Origin of the sequence: Bradyrhizobium sp. i1.15.2 (assembly GCF_040548425.1) — a bacterium.
Classification (GTDB): domain Bacteria; phylum Pseudomonadota; class Alphaproteobacteria; order Rhizobiales; family Xanthobacteraceae; genus Bradyrhizobium; species Bradyrhizobium canariense.
This window is the reverse complement of sequence record NZ_JBEPRQ010000001.1, coordinates 566,393-581,439: the sequence shown is the minus strand read 5'-3', so window position 1 is coordinate 581,439 and position 15,047 is coordinate 566,393. Positions and strand designations below refer to the sequence as shown.

The window sequence follows — 15,047 nt, the reverse complement described above, 5'->3', positions numbered from 1 at the left end:
CTCAAGCAGCGATTGGCCGCTTCCGCTCCGTGAACGGCGACAGCACCACGGTCGCGACCATGAAGATCACGGACGCCCCGAACACCCAATGCGGCGCGCTCTGGTCCATGATCCAGCCGAACAGCAGCGGGCTGACGATGCCGCCCAGATTGAAGCCGGTGGAGACGATGCCGAAGGCGCGCCCCGCAGCACCGGGAGGTGCTGCATTGCGCACCAGCATGTCGCGCGAGGGCGCGATCACGCCGGAGAGGAAACCCGCGGCCGCCATCGTGGCGGTCAGCGCCCAGCCCGGGAGCGTGACCAGCGCGATCAGCAGCACGATCGCCGCGTTCGCGGCAAAGCAGGCGGCGGCGACATAGCCGTGGCGCTCGGTATGGTCGGCGAGAAAGCCGCCCGCGAGCACGCCGGCGGCGCTTGCACCGAGGAACGCGGTGAGCGCGACATTGGCCGCGGAATAGGTCACGCCGTAGCCACTCATCAGCGCCACCACGCCGAAATTGTTGATGCCGGCGACCGACAGGCTGAGCAGCATGAACAGCGCCGTCAGCGTGATCAGCGCCGGCGTGATCACGGCTTGTTTTGGTGCGTTCTCGGTGCCCGGCTTCGTCTTGTGCGCGCCGGCATCGGGAATGTTCATCGTCACCAGCAGCAGCGCGACCAGAACACCGATCGCCCCCGATGCGATCAGCGCGCCGGCACCGCCAGATACGGTGACCAGCGCGGCGACGATCGCCGGCGCCACCGCGCCGCCGAAATAGCCGGCAAAGGTATGGATCGAGAAAGCACGGCCCATCCGCGCTTCGTCCATGTGCTCGGCGAGAATGGCGTAATCGGCGGGATGGTAGACGCTGTTGGCGAGCCCGAGCAGCACGGCGCAGGCGATCAGCGAGGCATAGCTGAGGTGCAGGCCGAGCAGGATCAGCGCGAGGCCGCCAAGCGTGAGGCCGCCCAGCAGGATTCTTCGCGCACCAAAATGGTCGACGAGATAGCCGGTCGGCGCCTGCGTCAGCCCCGAGACCACGGCCGACACGGTCAGTGCAAAGCCGAGCTCGACATAGCCGACGCCGAGTTGATTCTTGAGGAACGGAAACAGCATCGGCAGGACCAGCAGATGGAAATGGCTGACCCAATGCGCGATCGAGATTCCCGTCAGCGTGCGTAGCGCGCTGTCCGCCTTGCCTTGTTGCGGTGCGGCGAGAACGTCGACCATTGCAGTTCCGTTTCACGTCCTTTGGAGACGCGCAAACTATCGGGCAGAGCGGTTATTTGTCCATGAACGCAGGCGCATGGCAGGTAGTGTGGGTGGGAGATTCCCCGCCGTCGTCCTGGCGAAAGCCAGGACCCATTACCCCAGGAAGCAGTTTGGCGAAAACTCGTGGTCCGGTACTGCGACCATCCACGATCGAGAGATCACGCGGTATGGGTCCTGGCTTTCGCCAGGACGACAGTTGAGAGCGAGGCAAGAGCCGAGCCCTCAAAACGGCTCGTCATCCGGCCCGTAGCGGTCTCGCTTTGGTGTCGCGATGTCGCCGTCTTCGTAATCATCGTCTTCGGTGTCGCGCGGAGGCGGAGGCTTCTTCGCCTTGTCTTTTGCTGGCGTGTCGTCCGCAATTTTGGGCGGCGCGCTCGGCTTGCCGATCTTGGCCATGGCTGGTCCCGGATGGTGATGCTGCGGCCGATCCTATCCGGAAGATATGTGCGGTTCCTGACTTATCTCAAGTCGTCAGTGCACCACCGGCCCGCCGGCCTTCTTCCAGGCGTCGATGCCGCCGGCGATGTGGGCGGTGTTGGTGAGCCCGGCCTCCTTGGCGGCGGCGACGGCCATCGCCGAGCGTTCGCCGAAGGCGCAGAAGAACACGACGCGGCGGCCGGTGGCGGCCGCGACCTCGCGCAGCATGCCGCCGGGCTTGAGGCTGTCCTCGACGGACGGATAGGGCGTATGCAACGCGCCTTCGAGCATGCCGTGCTTCATCCGCTCATTGGTCTCGCGCAAATCGACCAGCAGGATATCGGGACGGCCGAGGCTGCGGATCGCCTCGACGGCGCGGAGCGCGCGGCCCTCTTTCTCCAGCTCCTCCTGGTGCAGGCCGACATGCATGTTGGCGGGCACCGCGACGTCCATCATCTTCGGGTTGGGCAGCTTCAGATTGGCCATCAGCTCGATATAGTCGTCGACCGAGCGAACCTGGAGCCGCGGATTGTAGCGCTTCTCCTCGCCGATGGTGGAGACGGTGTCGCCCTTGTAGTCATGCGCTGGGAACACCATGGTCTCGTCGGGCAGCTTCAGCAGCCGATTGAAAATAGACTCATACTGCGCGCGCGAAGAACCGTTCTGGAAATCGGTGCGGCCGGTGCCGCGGATCAGCAGCGTGTCGCCGGTGAAGACGCGGTCGCCCATCAAATAGGAATAGGAATCGTCGGTGTGGCCGGGCGTGTACATCACGTCGAGCGCCAGGCCCTCGATCGTCACCTTGTCGCCGTCGGCAACCCGCATCGCCACCACGTCGGCCTTGGTCTGGTCCCCCATCACCGTCATGCAATGGGTGCGGTCGCGCAGCTCGCCGAGGCCGGTGACGTGGTCGGCATGGAGATGGGTGTCCACGGCCTTGACCAGCTTGAGATCGAGCTCGCGCAGCAGCTGGCAGTAGCGGTCGACCTTCTCGAGGACGGGATCGAGGATCAGCGCCTCGCCGCCGGGGCGGCTCGCCAGGAGATAGCTGTAGGTACCCGAAACACTGTCGAAGAGCTGACGGAAGATCATGGCAAGACCCGGCGTGAATTACCCGGAGATTCTACTACATTTCGGGCTCACAAGAGAAGCAATTCACTGTGTAAGCAAGAAAATTTGGAAGATTTTTATTCCTGTGACCGGCGAGTGGGCGTCACTTGGCCACCGCTGTCATTCCCCGCGAAGGCGGGGAATCCAGTACGCCGCGCCCTTTCCGTATCCCTCGCGGTCTCGGAGTACTGGATCGCCCGCCTTCGCGGGCGATGACACCGACTGTGCCGCGACGCTTTGCCCCGACAAAAGGCTCAGGGCCGCACCAATGTGTACCCGTTCTCGCTGAGAAACAGGATCTGCCCGACTCCGACCTGCACCGGCGTGGCGGCGGGGATGAAGTCCGGCCGCTTGCCCGTTTCTCGCTCGATCGTGTCGACGGTGTTGAGACAGATGTCGAAGCGTACGCCTTGCGCGATCAGGCTCTCGACCTGCTTGCGGCGCTCGCTGCCTGATAACAGGAGATCGATGCCGGGACCGAACGCCACCACCTCGATTGCGACCTTGTCGGGGTCGTAGGCCTTCAGCAAATTGTTGGCGACGCTGAGCACCAGAGCTTGCTTCCTGGCATCGCCATCGGAGAGCTGCAGCACGATCTTGTGCTCGGCGAACGGCTTGTCCTGGAGCGGCACCTGTTGCGCAAACGCCGGCGGCATCGCCGCCCAGGCGAACAGCGCCAGTAGCATCGCGGATAGGGCTTGCGACCGCATCATCCCTGTCCTGCAATGCCCGGATTACCCTCGACGCCCTTTAGCGTGACGCCGGAGCCGAGCCGCTCCTGAAACATCCGGCCGGACCGCAGATATTTCGCCACCACATCCCACACCGGCGCGCCTTGCTGGCCGTTGACCGAGGCCCAGCCCGCGACCTTGTAGCGGTGGCTGGCACTGAGCGCCTTGCCGCCATTGAGCTTCAGCTCCGAGATGCGGCTGCCGATCGCCGCCGTCGGCGTACAGGTGTAGCTGAGCCCGCCGGCGCGGACCATGTCGCCGCCCTGCTGGTAGTAGGGATCGGTATTGAAGAGATTGTCGCAGACGTCTTCCAGCACGTCCTTGATCTGGGCTCCCGTCATCTCCTGCACATAGGTCTCGGGATAGCTGATCGCGGTTTCCGCGAGCAAATCCTCCATCGTCAGCGCCTGGCCGGACAGCCCGGTGACGCCCCAGCGGAAGCCCGGCGACAGCGCGATCTCGGCGTCGAGCTCGGTGCGCAGCGCGCTGCAGATCAGCTCGTCGACCGGGCCGGCGAAATTGTCGCGGCGATACAGCAGGCGATCGGGCGTCGCGATCTTTTCCGACCAGTCGTTAGCGAAGGGCGCCCGCAACCGGCCGATCAGTTCGGCCATCCCAGGATCGGGTTTCAACAGCTCGGAATAAACCGGCAGCAGATGATATTTGACGTCGCCGACCTTGCCTTTTTCGAGCGCGAGATCGAGCACGGCAAGAAATTTTCCGTTGGAGCCGGCATTGGTGACGAGCGTCGTGCCGCTCGCATTCTTCACGGCGATGGGCTGCGGGATCGCATCATGGGTATGTCCGCCGAGGATGACGTCGATGCCGGTGACGCGGCTTGCAAGCTTGAGATCGACGTCCATGCCGTTGTGCGACAGCAGGATGACCGCATCGACCTTGTCGGTGCCGCGCAAGCGGTCGACATGCTTCTGGAGTTCCTCCTCGCGGATGCCGAAGGACCAGTCCGGCGTGAACCGTTTGGGATGCGCGATCGGCACGTAAGGGAAGGCTTGGCCGACGATCGCGACGCGATGGCCGCCGAGCTCCTTGATCAGGGAGGGCTTGAACACGCGCCCCGTCGCCTTGTCGAAGGCGGGGGCGTCGTTGAATGCGGCTTCCTCCGTGAGAAAGACGTTCTGCGCCAGAAACTCGCCCTTGAAGCGCGCGAGATTGTCGCGCAGCGCCTGCTCGCCGTAGGTGAATTCCCAATGCCCGGTCATCGCCTCGATGCCGAGCAGGTTTGCGGCCTCGACCATGTCGCGGCCCTGCATGATGTTGGCGAGTCCCGTGCCTTGCCAGAGATCGCCGCCGTCAACGAGCATGGAGTGTTTTTCGCCGGCATCGCCGCGCAAGCGGTCGATCAGCGTCTTCAGATGGGCGAAGCCGCCGAGCTTGCCGAAACGGCCTGCGGACTTCTCGAACTCGAAGCAGCTGAAGGCATAGGCGTCCGCGCTGTCGGGCCTGATGCCGAAACGGTCGAGGAAGGCGCGGCCGACCAGATGCGGCGGCCGTCCTGCCATCTCGCCGATCCCGATATTGACGCTGGGCTCGCGAAAATAGACCGGATTGAGTTGCGCATGCGTGTCGGTGAGGTGAAGGATACGCGCATTGCCGAACCGTTCGAGGTCGTAAATGCTCGCGGCCTCAGCACCGCGCGCAAGCCGTGGCAGGCTGAGCGATGCGGCAGCAAGGCCTGCATTCTTCAGGAAATCGCGGCGGCGGATCGCCATCCAGAAATTCTCCGCGCCCTCTCATGGTCGCAAGGCTGTTGCAGGAGCGAACAGTCTAGCGGATTTCCATCGCCTTCCAGGCTTCTTTTTCGGAAATCGCCTGGAAGATCGACGCTTTCGCCAGCGCCTCGGCCTCCCTGGCTGCGGCCACGGCGCGGTCGTAATCGCCGCCATCGGCCGCCTTCTTCGCGGCGGCCAGCGTCGAGACGGTCACGGTCCACTGGTTGCGCATGCCGGCGGCCTCCTTGGAGGAGGCCTCGGCGGCGGCATAGGCCGTCTTGTAATCCGCCTCGTTTGCCGCACGCGCCGCCGGCGCGAGGCTCAGGGCGAGCGGCAAGGCAAGCACCACGGCGAGAGCAAGCGACCGCTTCATGGCCGCGCTCCCGGTCCCGATATCGGCAGGCCGTTGGCGACGTAGGACAGGAAATATTCGACGTCGCGATATTCATCCGCCTGCGGCTCCAGCGGAACCGCGCGGGTCTGGCTGTTACAGGTGACGAAGCGGCGACTGGTCGTGCCCATGCCGCTCCATTCGGAGCGGTAGATCGGCATCGCGTTCAGAATGCCGAGCGCCGGCGCCAGGATCTCGGCGCGGATGCGCTCGCCCGGGCTCTGCACATGGCAGCTCGCGCAGGAGAAATTCAATTGGCCGCGGCGGGTGTAGAAATAGCGCTTGCCGTTCTCGAATGCCGCAAGCGCGCGAGGATCGTCGGGGATCTTGATGTCCATCGGCTTGCCGCGCGAGGTGAAGGCCATGTAGGCGGTGAGCGAGGCCATCTCGTCCTTGACGTAGGAATAGGGCGCCTCGCCATTGGCCTCGCGGCAGCGGTTGAGCGCCAGCTCCAGCGTGACGACCTTGCCTTCCTTCTCGTCGAAATAAGGATAGTTCTGGCGGATGCCGATGCCGCCGTTCGGGAAGCAGTCGGCATAGGTCTTGCCGTTCTTGAACGGGGTGGCGAACATTTCCTTGCCGGCGTCGAGCGCGAACTCGTAGGGCGGGAATTCCTCCTTCTCCTGCCACTGCCGCTTCATATCCTTGTTCATGGAATAAGGACCGTTGACGAAATCTTCGTGCTTCACGGTCGGAAACTTCTGGAAGAAGAAGTTCTGGAACGCCTTGGCATCGGCGACGGGATCGACCTTGTCGGCCGCCACCACGCGCGGAGAGGTGAGGGCCAACGCGACGAGCGCGGCGCTCAACGAACCAAGCAGGATGGAGGTGCGGGCCTTCATCACGAAATCTTCGCGGTGGTCGTGTCCGACGCACCCTTGTTATCCGTCCAGGAGACCTTGAGATCGTCGCCCTTCTTGGCCCCCTTGAAGCTGAACTTGACATAGGGGTCCTTCGAGATCGCGGTGCCCCAATCGGCAACGAAGACGTCCTTGCCGTTACATTCGAATTTCAGCTGCTGGATGTAATGCGCCGGGATCAGCTCGCCCTTGGCGTCCTTGACGAAGCCGGTATCCATGGGGTGCTGAATCAGCGCCTGCACCTCGGTGATGTCGCCGTTGGCGGTGGCGCGGACGCGAATGCTGGATGCCATCTCGATCTTCCTCGCTTAGCCGCCGCAGCCGCCGACGGTGACCTTGACCTCTTTGGTCGCGCTGTAGAGCTTGCCGTCGGCCTCCACGATCGCAACGACGTTGGTGGTCTTGGCCATCTTCAGCCGGTTGGCGACAGCAGGGATCGTGCCTTCGGGAATCCTGTAGGACGCGGCCAGCGCGCTGGGATTCTCGGCCACGAAGAACGAGATCGAGGTGACCTTGTCGAGCGTCGTCGCCACCGAGATCGGCACCACGCCGCCGTTCTCGGCGATCTCGGGGGCGTCCAGCTTGACCTTGTCGGACGGCTCGGCGGTTTTGCCGTACAGCGCCTTGATGGCGTCCGCCTCGCTCTTCTGCTTGAAGGCCTCTTCGGGATATTTGTCGTTGGCCGCAGCGCGCGCGGGCGCGGCGCCGAACGGCAGATTGCCGAGGCCGAGCAGCGCGACCGAGGCTGCGCCCTGAAGGATCAGGCGCCGCGTCGCGCTTGGGCCGGTGAGTGTGGTCATCTCGGGTCTCCCAACCAAATCTCGTGGCGTGCCTGAAGTCACAGGGTCTGCAGGAAATCAACGATCGCGCTGATCTCCTGTTCGGTCAAAATCCGGTTCCGGCCGAACGGCGGCATCATGGTCTGCGGATTGCGCTTGGTCTCGTCGAAGATGATCGCGGCCAGCTCGTTGCGATCGGGGTACTTGGCCTTGAGGTCCTTCAGTTCCGGCCCGATCGTTCCCGGCAGGTCGCCCCCCTTGATCACGTGGCAGGTCAGGCAATTGCCCTTGCCGCGGTCGAAAGCGAGTTTCTGGCCGTCGGCCACAGCGGACTGCGCCCACGCCGGGCTGGCGAGGCCGGCGGCAATGGCCAGCAAGATGAACAGAACGGGCGTCCGGGAAAAGGCGGTCACGGCGTTATTCCGAGGCGTTATATCGATGGTCTCGATCGCGAAATAGAAGCGTTTCCAAAGCACAAAGGGCACCGCCTGACAATCAAGACTATGCACGCGACAAAATGAAGTTAATATCTTCCCCATTGCAACTAATGAGATTATTTGTTCAGCCGATTTGGCCCGAGAGTTAAGGGCTGTGGCGCGGGCCGGCTGTTTCCCGAGCGTTTGGGCGCTCAACCTGTTTTCATCGCGTTCTCGTTTTTTCAAGGGGACCTCACTTGGCTGAATATGTCGTCGAATTCGGCAGGGATGGCGGTCGGGTCGAGTCGGATGGTCGGCTCGATGCACCGGCATTTCATCGCAATCACGAGCCGCTCTGGGCGGCGCTGGAGAAGCATCTCGCCGGCTGCACCGGCAACGTGGTCGAGCTCGGCAGCGGAACCGGCCAGCACGTGGTCTACTTCGCCCGTCACACGCCCGGCCTGATCTGGTGGCCCAGCGATCTCAACCAGCGCCACCTCAAGAGCATCGAGGCCTGGCGTGTTCATTCAGGCCTGAAAAACATCCGCTCGCCGCTGCGGATCGATCTCACCGATCCGGACTGGTGTCCGGAGATGAAAAGCGGGCAGGCACCGTCGAGTCTTGCCGCATTGTTCTGCGCCAATGTCATCCACATCGCGCCATGGAGCGTCGCCGAGGGTCTGTTCGCCGGCGCCGGCCGCTATTTGCGGACCGACGGCAAGCTGTTCCTCTACGGCCCGTTCAAGCGCGGCGGCAAGCACATCGCGCTCAGCAACGCCGTGTTCGACACCTCCTTGCGTGAAGGCAATCCCGACTGGGGCGTGCGTGACATCGCCGATGTCGAGGCGCTCGCGCGCGGCGCAGGTCTTCGCCTTGTCGATACCATTGACATGCCAGCGAACAATCTCACGCTGGTGTTTTCGCGCTAAGCCTAGACGGCGCTGCGCTCCCTCCCTCGCCTGCGGGGGAGGGTTGGGGAGAGGGTGTCTCCGCAATGGGGTATCCCCTAGAGGATAGAACCCTCACCCGGCGCTTCGCGCCGACCTCTCCCGCAAGCGGGCGAGGTGCACCGCCTGCTGCGCTCCCACTGATTCAATCAAGAGGTCGTCAGCCCTCGCCGTCCTTCCACCCGATCTTGTCCTTCAAGAACCGAAAGCCAATCACCTCGAACCCGGCGCGCTCCTTGTTGTCCTTGCCGTAGCCGTGGCCGCCCGCTTCAGGCTCGTAGAACCAGGCCTCGTAGCCCATGGCCTGGAGCTTTGCCGCCATCTTGCGCGCATGCCCGGGATGGACACGGTCGTCGCGCCGCGTGGTGGCGATCAGGATCGGCGGATAGGGCTGGCCGGCTTTGACGTTGTGATAGGCGGAGTAGGTCTTCAGCCAGTCCCATTCCTCGGGCTTGTCGGGATCGCCATATTCCGCGATCCAGCTCGCGCCGGCGAGCAGCTTCGTGTAGCGGCGCATGTCGATCAGCGGGATGGTGCAGAACAGCGCGCCGAAACGTTCGGGGTATCGCACCAGCATGTTGGTGATGAGGATGCCGCCGTTGGATCCGCCCTGCGCGGCGATGCGCTTTGCCGTCGTCACGCCGCGGCGGACGAGATCGGCGGCAACGGCGGCGAAATCATCGTGCGACAGCTTCTTGCCGGCGTATCGCCCCGCATCGTGCCAGCGCGTACCGAATTCGCCGCCGCCGCGCAAATTCGCCTGCACCGTGGTGCCGCCGCGCTCCAGCCACAGCTTGCCGAGCGACGAATTGTAGTACGGCTTCACGGCGAGGCCGAAGCCGCCATAGGCGCTCATATAGACCGGTGCATCGCCGGTCTCGCCGCTGGGGCCGGTCTGCACATAGGGAATGCGCTCGCCGTCGATCGAGATCGCCTCGTGCTGGGTGACCACGAGGCCGTCGGCGTTGAATGTTTTCGGCGCCTGCTTCAGCACGATCGGGCTCGCGACGCCGCGCTCGATGAGCAGCAGCGACGGCGGCGTCAGCGGATCCTGCACATTGGCAAGCAGGTCGCCGTTGCTCTCGGAGGGATGGCGATCCAGCGGCCAGATGTCGACCACGCCGATCTGCGGCAGGCCGCCAAGTGATTCGCGGCTCCAGCTTGTGGCGGACGGCGTGCAGATCTCGAATTGCGGCTGGAGCTCGTCGAGGATCGACAGCACCAGCCTGCCCCCGGCCCAGAACAGGCCTTGCAGGGCACGGCGAGGTTCGGGCGCGAACAGCACCGCGAAATCGCGGCTGCCGGCGAGGAAGGCCGGGAGCGAGATGCCGAGCACGGTGTCGGCGGCATAGGTTCTGCCCTCGATCGACCAGGCCTCGCGCAGCTTCATCGCGAACCAGTCGCCATGCGCCTGCAACCAGATGCCGGTCGGCAGATCGAGCTTCGTCGTCGTGCCGTCGGCGTCGCGCAGCCAGAGCGCATGATTGAAGAAGTCGATCTGGTCGACGATCCAGCTGCGCGGGGCCGCAGCGGTGTCGTCGACGATGCCGGAGATCGCCATATGATCGGCCGTGGTCTCGATGATCATTTGCGCCTGATCGACAGGCTGGCCGCGCCGCCACAGGCGAACCGTTCGCGAATATCCGGAAGCAGTCGCCATGCCTTCGCCATGGGCGCTCGACAGCAGCAGCGTGTCGGCATCGAGCCAATCGGCGCCGCCCTTGGCTTCCGGCAGCGCAAATCCGTCCGCCACGAAACTCTTGGTGCCGAGGTCGAATTCCCGCAAGGTGACGGCGTCGCTGCCGCCGCGCGACAGACTCAAAATGGCGCGCGCGCTTCCCGGCTGAGTGGTGATGCCGCTCAGCAGCCAGTCCTCGCCTTCGCGTGCCGCGAGCTGGTCGACGTCCAGCAGGATTTCCCACGCGGGATGCGATTTGCGAAACTCGGCGAGCGAAGTCTTCCGCCACAAGCCGCGCGGGTTGGTGGCGTCCTTCCAGAGATTGTGCAGTTCGTCGCCGCGCCGGCTGACATAGGGAATGTTGTCGGGACGATCGTAGATCGCCGCGAGCATGTCGCGGTCGCGCGCGAAGGCGGTCCCGCCGAACGCGTCGAGCGTCAGGCTGTTCTGCCGCGTGACGAAATCGAGCGCCTGCTTGCCTTCGATCTCCTCCAGCCAGAGCCAGGGATCGTCGTCGGGAGCGCTGAGCGTAGGCCTGTCGTCGACGGACATGAACGAAACTCCGGAAGGTCGCGGCGGATAGGATTTGATCGAGCGCAAGCCGTCAAGTGCGCGGCCCATTATCATCGGCCCGATTGCGTCAGAGGCATGGCCTGCGCCCGTTTGCGCCGGTTGCCCGCCCTCTCGCGTCCCGCCATAGTGGCGGGAATCAAGCGAGCCTTTGAAAGCCTTTGAAGCCCCTCGAAAGCCCGTTGGGGCGGAAATGCCGATGCTGGATGTGACTGCAGCCAATGAGATCGCCGCCGACGCCCGCGTGCGTGCCAATGTGGTGCGCCTTGCCGCCGCGCAGGCGCTGACCGGCGCCAACTCGGCGGTGATCTTCGCAACCGGCGCGATCGTCGGCGCGACGCTCGCGCCCGACGTCTCGTTCGCAACCGTGCCGATCTCGATGTATGTGCTCGGCCTCGCCGCCGGCACGCTGCCGACCGGCGCGATCTCGCGCCGCTTCGGCCGCCGCGTCGCTTTCATCGTCGGCACCGGTGTGGGCGCGCTGACCGGTCTGCTCGGCTGCTTCGCGATCCTGCACGCTTCGTTTCCGTTGTTCTGTCTGGCGACTTTTCTCGGCGGCCTCTACGGCGCGGTGGCGCAGTCCTACCGCTTCGCTGCCGCCGACGGCGCCAGCGCGGCGTACCGGCCCAAGGCGGTGTCCTGGGTGATGGCGGGCGGCGTGTTCGCCGGCGTGCTCGGTCCACAGCTCGTGCAATGGACCATGGATGTCTGGCAGCCCTATCTGTTCGCCTTCAGCTTCCTGGTCCAGGCGGCTGTCGCGCTCATCGCGATGGGCATCGTCGCCGGGGTCGACATGCCGAAGCCGGCACCGGCCGATCTTCACGGCGGGCGGCCGCTGCTCGAGATCGTGACCCAGCCGCGCTTCATCGCGGCGGCGCTGTGCGGCGTCATCTCCTACCCCATGATGAATCTGGTGATGACCTCGGCGCCGCTCGCCATGAAGCTGTGCGGCTTGAGCGTTTCCGATTCCAATTTCGGCATTCAATGGCACATCGTCGCCATGTACGGGCCGAGCTTCTTCACGGGTGCGCTGATCGCCCGCTTCGGCGCGCGGAAGGTTGTTGCCGCCGGCCTGCTGCTGGAGGCCGGCGCGGCCGGCATCGGCCTGTCCGGCATCACCGCGATGCATTTCTGGGCCACGCTGATCATGCTCGGCATCGGTTGGAATTTCTCCTTCATCGGCGCCTCCGCGCTGGTGCTGGAGACGCACCGGCCGCAGGAGCGCAACAAGGTGCAGGCCTTCAACGATTTCCTGGTGTTCGGCATGATGGCGATCGGCTCGTTCTCGTCCGGCCAATTGCTCGCCAGTTACGGCTGGTCCGCGGTGAACATGGTGGTGTTCCCGCCGGTGCTGCTCGGGCTCGCCGTGCTCTCGCTGGCGTCCTGGACCCGCCGCCGCAAGGCGCGGCTGGACGCGGCCATGGGCGAGTTTCCGGACGCGATCTGAGATGGCGGGAGGCTGTCAGCAGCGTTGATAGTTCGATCCAGGCCGAAGTGATTTCCGGGGCGAGTTGCTTAGATGTCATCATGGCCGGGCTTGTCCCGGCCATCCACGTCTTGGGCGCCCGGATCGAAGAACGAGGATGCTCGGAACAAGTCCGGGCATGACGGAGTAAGCGGCATGCTCGACAATCCTCAACATCCCACGATCGACGAGTCCTCTCTCCGCTACGAAGGCTGGCGCATCGTTGCGGTCTGCTTCCTGCTCGCGACCTTCGGCTGGGGGCTCGGCTTCTACGGCCAGAGCGTCTATGTCGCCGAGCTCCAGCGCGCGCACGGCTGGTCGGCCTCGCTGATCTCGTCCGGCACCACGTTCTTCTATCTGTTCGGCGCGCTGCTCGTCGTCTTCGTCGGCGAGGCCGTCAACACATACGGCCCGCGCCTCGGCCTGATCGCGGGGACGCTGGCGATGTCCGCCGCGGCGGTCGCGATCGGCGCGGTGCGTGAGCCGTGGCAGCTTTATCTCGCGAACGCCGTGCTCGCCTTCGGCTGGGCCGGCACGAGTCTGGCCATGATCACCAACACGATCAGCCTGTGGTTCGACCACAAGCGCGGTATGGCCATCAGTCTCGCGCTGAACGGCGCAAGCTTCGGCGGCATCGTCGGCGTGCCGCTGCTGGTGACGTTGATCGGCCATGTCGGCTTCGCCAGCGCGATGTTTATCGTCGCCGGCGCCATGCTGGCGTTGCTCGTGCCGGTGATCCTGGTTGTCGTCGGCCGCCCGCCCGATCTCCATGGCCGGCGCGCCGCGACGAAAACGAAACCGCAATCGTCGGCGCAGATTCGCAGCCAGGCGTTGCGCGATGTCGGCTTCCTCACGGTGACAATTGCCTTTGCTTTGGTGCTGTTCGCGCAGGTCGGCTTCATCGTCCACCTGATCTCGTTCCTCGATCCCGTGATCGGGCGCGAGCGCGCGGCCGTCGCGGTTGCGGTGCTGACCGCGATGGCGGTGATCGGCCGGGTGCTGTTCTCGCTGGTGATCGACCGCCTCAATCAGCGGCTTGCCTCGGCGCTGTCGTTCCTGAGCCAGGCCGTCGCGCTTCTCGTCGTCATCAATTTGCACAATGATTACGTGCTGATCGCCGCCTGCGCATTGTTCGGCTTCTCGGTCGGCAATCTCATCACGCTGCCGTCGCTGATCGTGCAGCAGGAATTCGATTCCGCCTCGTTCGGCGTGCTGATCAGCCTCAACACCGCGATCAACCAGGTGACTTATGCATTCGGCCCCGGCGTGGTCGGTTTTCTGCGCGATTTCTCCGGTGGCTATGAGCTGCCGTTCTATTTGTGTATTGCGCTGGAGCTGGTAGCGGCGGCGCTGATCATGGTGCGGGGGAAGCCGCATGCGACGACTGCGTAGAGGCGCGGCGTCGCTTCAACATCCTCCGTCATTGCGAGCGCAGCGAAGCAATCTAGACTGCTACGGCGGAAAGATTCTGGATTGCTTCGTCGCTTCGCTCCTCGCAATGACGAGGAGAGAGTTGAGTTTAAGCCTCCCGCTGCTTCAGCAGCCCGTCCACATCCAGCCGCTTCGTAAACATCGCGAGCTTGCCATCCGGCCCGAACGGCCATTGCTCCCGCGGCTTGTCCCAATACAGCTCCACGCCGTTCTGGTCCGGATCGCGCAAATACAGCGCTTCGGACACGCCATGGTCGCTCGCCCCGTCGAGCGCAATGCCGGCCGAGAGCACGCGGTGCAGCGCATCCGCCAGCGCGGGCCGGGTCGGATAGAGGATCGCGGTGTGATAGAGCCCGGTCGTGCCTGGCGGTGGCGGCGAGCCGCCCTTGCTCTCCCAGGTGTTGAGCCCGATGTGGTGGTGATAGCCGCCGGCCGAGATGAAGGCCGCGCCCGAGCCCATGCGCTGCATCAGCTCGAAACCGAGCACGCCGCAATAGAAGCCGAGCGCGCGATCGAGATCGGCGACTTTGAGATGGACGTGGCCGATCCTGGTGCCGGCGGCGACGGCTTGGTTCTGCGACATGCGGCTGCTCCGTTGATGGACTCCACATAAGCCCGGGCTCGGAACAGTGCTACTGACCTATCCCGAAACCCAGCGTTTCCGGATAGGCAACTTACGACAGCTCCCGCGCCTCGCCCTCCGGCAGCTCGAACTCGAACGTGTTCAGCGTCATCGACACCAGCGTGTAATAGCCGCAGAGACCAATCACCTCGACCACGCCGCGCTCGCCGAGCAGCTTTACCGCCTCATCATAGAGACCCTTCTCGACGCCATGGCCCTCATGCAGCGACTTCGCGACGTCGTAGATCATCTTGCCCTTGGGATCGTCGAAGACAGGCGTGCGGCGGTCGCGGATCGCGTCGATGATGTCGGGGTCCATGCCGCCGGCAAGCGCGAGGCGCTTGTGCGCGTACCATTCGTAATGCGCGGTCCAGTGCCGCGCCGTCACCAGGATCGCGATCTCCGAAAGTTTTGCGGGGAATATCGTGTCGTAGCGCAGGACCTCGCCGAGCCGCGTGGCATGACGGGCCATGTCGGGACTGTTCAGCCACGCCATCATCGGTGCCGGCGGCTTGCCGCGCTTGCCGGCAATCGACTCGTCATAGGTCTGCCGCTGGCTCTCGTTCATTTCGCCAGGCGAAAGAAGCTTCAGGCGCATTGTTGTTTCCTCTTTGTTTTCAAGCTCGCCGTGGCCGCGACTATAGCGGA

At 64.4% G+C, this 15,047-nt stretch carries 16 protein-coding genes; 3 read left to right on the top strand and 13 right to left on the bottom strand.

Features of this window, described 5'->3' with window-relative positions; genetic code table 11:
• Nucleotide 1 precedes the first annotated feature (1 nt).
• The 10 genes from ABIB80_RS02805 to soxX all read right to left on the bottom strand — a co-directional run bounded on the left by ABIB80_RS02805 (nucleotide 2) and on the right by soxX (nucleotide 7,683).
• Nucleotides 2-1,210, bottom strand: coding sequence for an MFS transporter (locus ABIB80_RS02805; protein WP_007598026.1), 1,209 nt, complete (start codon nucleotides 1,208-1,210; stop codon nucleotides 2-4).
• 264 nt (nucleotides 1,211-1,474) lie between these two features.
• Complete coding sequence (locus ABIB80_RS02800) at nucleotides 1,475-1,648, bottom strand: hypothetical protein (protein ID WP_007598023.1); 174 nt, start codon at nucleotides 1,646-1,648, stop codon at nucleotides 1,475-1,477.
• Nucleotides 1,649-1,723: 75 nt separating this feature from the next.
• Nucleotides 1,724-2,761: an MBL fold metallo-hydrolase gene (locus ABIB80_RS02795; RefSeq protein ID WP_007598021.1), complete on the bottom strand. Its 1,038-nt coding sequence runs from the start codon at nucleotides 2,759-2,761 to the stop codon at nucleotides 1,724-1,726.
• Nucleotides 2,762-3,033: 272 nt separating this feature from the next.
• A complete protein-coding gene (locus ABIB80_RS02790; protein WP_354127053.1) occupies nucleotides 3,034-3,492 on the bottom strand; it encodes a DsrE family protein in 459 nt (152 codons plus the stop codon).
• Nucleotides 3,489-5,240: a thiosulfohydrolase SoxB gene (gene soxB / locus ABIB80_RS02785; RefSeq protein WP_354127052.1), complete on the bottom strand. Its 1,752-nt coding sequence runs from the start codon at nucleotides 5,238-5,240 to the stop codon at nucleotides 3,489-3,491. Before soxB ends, ABIB80_RS02790 begins: the two co-directional genes overlap by 4 nt.
• 55 nt (nucleotides 5,241-5,295) lie before the next feature.
• Entirely contained in the window at nucleotides 5,296-5,613 is a 318-nt protein-coding gene (locus ABIB80_RS02780; protein WP_354127051.1) for a hypothetical protein, read from the bottom strand.
• On the bottom strand, nucleotides 5,610-6,473 hold the full coding sequence (gene soxA / locus ABIB80_RS02775; protein WP_354127050.1) for a sulfur oxidation c-type cytochrome SoxA: 864 nt from the start codon (nucleotides 6,471-6,473) through the stop codon (nucleotides 5,610-5,612). The genes ABIB80_RS02780 and soxA overlap by 4 nt, the downstream gene beginning before the upstream one ends.
• On the bottom strand, nucleotides 6,473-6,784 hold the full coding sequence (gene soxZ / locus ABIB80_RS02770; protein WP_007598011.1) for a thiosulfate oxidation carrier complex protein SoxZ: 312 nt from the start codon (nucleotides 6,782-6,784) through the stop codon (nucleotides 6,473-6,475). The genes soxA and soxZ overlap by 1 nt, the downstream gene beginning before the upstream one ends.
• 15 nt (nucleotides 6,785-6,799) lie before the next feature.
• Nucleotides 6,800-7,291, bottom strand: a complete 492-nt coding sequence (soxY, locus tag ABIB80_RS02765) for a thiosulfate oxidation carrier protein SoxY (protein ID WP_007598010.1) — start codon at nucleotides 7,289-7,291, stop codon at nucleotides 6,800-6,802.
• Nucleotides 7,292-7,329: 38 nt separating this feature from the next.
• Nucleotides 7,330-7,683, bottom strand: a complete 354-nt coding sequence (gene soxX / locus ABIB80_RS02760; RefSeq protein WP_219682792.1) for a sulfur oxidation c-type cytochrome SoxX — start codon at nucleotides 7,681-7,683, stop codon at nucleotides 7,330-7,332.
• A 260-nt stretch (nucleotides 7,684-7,943) separates the two neighbouring features.
• On the opposite strand from soxX, the gene ABIB80_RS02755 reads away from it, so the two are divergent.
• On the top strand, nucleotides 7,944-8,615 hold the full coding sequence (locus ABIB80_RS02755; RefSeq protein WP_354127049.1) for a DUF938 domain-containing protein: 672 nt from the start codon (nucleotides 7,944-7,946) through the stop codon (nucleotides 8,613-8,615).
• A 178-nt stretch (nucleotides 8,616-8,793) separates the two neighbouring features.
• Here ABIB80_RS02755 and ABIB80_RS02750 read toward each other — a convergent pair whose 3' ends face one another.
• Nucleotides 8,794-10,863: a prolyl oligopeptidase family serine peptidase gene (locus ABIB80_RS02750; RefSeq protein ID WP_354127048.1), complete on the bottom strand. Its 2,070-nt coding sequence runs from the start codon at nucleotides 10,861-10,863 to the stop codon at nucleotides 8,794-8,796.
• A 217-nt stretch (nucleotides 10,864-11,080) separates the two neighbouring features.
• Between ABIB80_RS02750 and ABIB80_RS02745 the strand changes: the two genes are divergently transcribed.
• Entirely contained in the window at nucleotides 11,081-12,328 is a 1,248-nt protein-coding gene (locus ABIB80_RS02745; RefSeq protein ID WP_354127047.1) for an MFS transporter, read from the top strand.
• Nucleotides 12,329-12,502: 174 nt separating this feature from the next.
• A complete protein-coding gene (locus ABIB80_RS02740; protein WP_007598001.1) occupies nucleotides 12,503-13,738 on the top strand; it encodes an MFS transporter in 1,236 nt (411 codons plus the stop codon).
• A gap of 127 nt (nucleotides 13,739-13,865) precedes the next feature.
• On the opposite strand, the gene ABIB80_RS02735 is transcribed toward ABIB80_RS02740, so the two are convergent.
• The gene (locus tag ABIB80_RS02735; protein WP_219678950.1) at nucleotides 13,866-14,360 is read right to left on the bottom strand and encodes a VOC family protein; all 495 of its coding nucleotides are present in this window, start codon (nucleotides 14,358-14,360) and stop codon (nucleotides 13,866-13,868) included.
• A gap of 91 nt (nucleotides 14,361-14,451) precedes the next feature.
• Nucleotides 14,452-14,997, bottom strand: coding sequence for a carboxymuconolactone decarboxylase family protein (locus ABIB80_RS02730; RefSeq protein ID WP_007597998.1), 546 nt, complete (start codon nucleotides 14,995-14,997; stop codon nucleotides 14,452-14,454).
• Nucleotides 14,998-15,047: the final 50 nt, after the last annotated feature.

What these genes read in the sequence shown, in the direction of transcription:
- ABIB80_RS02805 (WP_007598026.1), bottom strand. Translation starts at nt 1,210, where the DNA reads ATGGTCGACGTTCTCGCCGCACCGCAACAAGGCAAGGCGGACAGCGCG.
- ABIB80_RS02800 (WP_007598023.1), bottom strand. Translation starts at nt 1,648, where the DNA reads ATGGCCAAGATCGGCAAGCCGAGCGCGCCGCCCAAAATTGCGGACGAC.
- ABIB80_RS02795 (WP_007598021.1), bottom strand. Translation starts at nt 2,761, where the DNA reads ATGATCTTCCGTCAGCTCTTCGACAGTGTTTCGGGTACCTACAGCTAT.
- ABIB80_RS02790 (WP_354127053.1), bottom strand. Translation starts at nt 3,492, where the DNA reads ATGATGCGGTCGCAAGCCCTATCCGCGATGCTACTGGCGCTGTTCGCC.
- soxB (WP_354127052.1), bottom strand. Translation starts at nt 5,240, where the DNA reads ATGGCGATCCGCCGCCGCGATTTCCTGAAGAATGCAGGCCTTGCTGCC.
- ABIB80_RS02780 (WP_354127051.1), bottom strand. Translation starts at nt 5,613, where the DNA reads ATGAAGCGGTCGCTTGCTCTCGCCGTGGTGCTTGCCTTGCCGCTCGCC.
- soxA (WP_354127050.1), bottom strand. Translation starts at nt 6,473, where the DNA reads ATGAAGGCCCGCACCTCCATCCTGCTTGGTTCGTTGAGCGCCGCGCTC.
- soxZ (WP_007598011.1), bottom strand. Translation starts at nt 6,784, where the DNA reads ATGGCATCCAGCATTCGCGTCCGCGCCACCGCCAACGGCGACATCACC.
- soxY (WP_007598010.1), bottom strand. Translation starts at nt 7,291, where the DNA reads ATGACCACACTCACCGGCCCAAGCGCGACGCGGCGCCTGATCCTTCAG.
- ABIB80_RS02750 (WP_354127048.1), bottom strand. Translation starts at nt 10,863, where the DNA reads ATGTCCGTCGACGACAGGCCTACGCTCAGCGCTCCCGACGACGATCCC.
- ABIB80_RS02745 (WP_354127047.1), top strand. Translation starts at nt 11,081, where the DNA reads ATGCTGGATGTGACTGCAGCCAATGAGATCGCCGCCGACGCCCGCGTG.
- ABIB80_RS02740 (WP_007598001.1), top strand. Translation starts at nt 12,503, where the DNA reads ATGCTCGACAATCCTCAACATCCCACGATCGACGAGTCCTCTCTCCGC.
- ABIB80_RS02735 (WP_219678950.1), bottom strand. Translation starts at nt 14,360, where the DNA reads ATGTCGCAGAACCAAGCCGTCGCCGCCGGCACCAGGATCGGCCACGTC.
- ABIB80_RS02730 (WP_007597998.1), bottom strand. Translation starts at nt 14,997, where the DNA reads ATGCGCCTGAAGCTTCTTTCGCCTGGCGAAATGAACGAGAGCCAGCGG.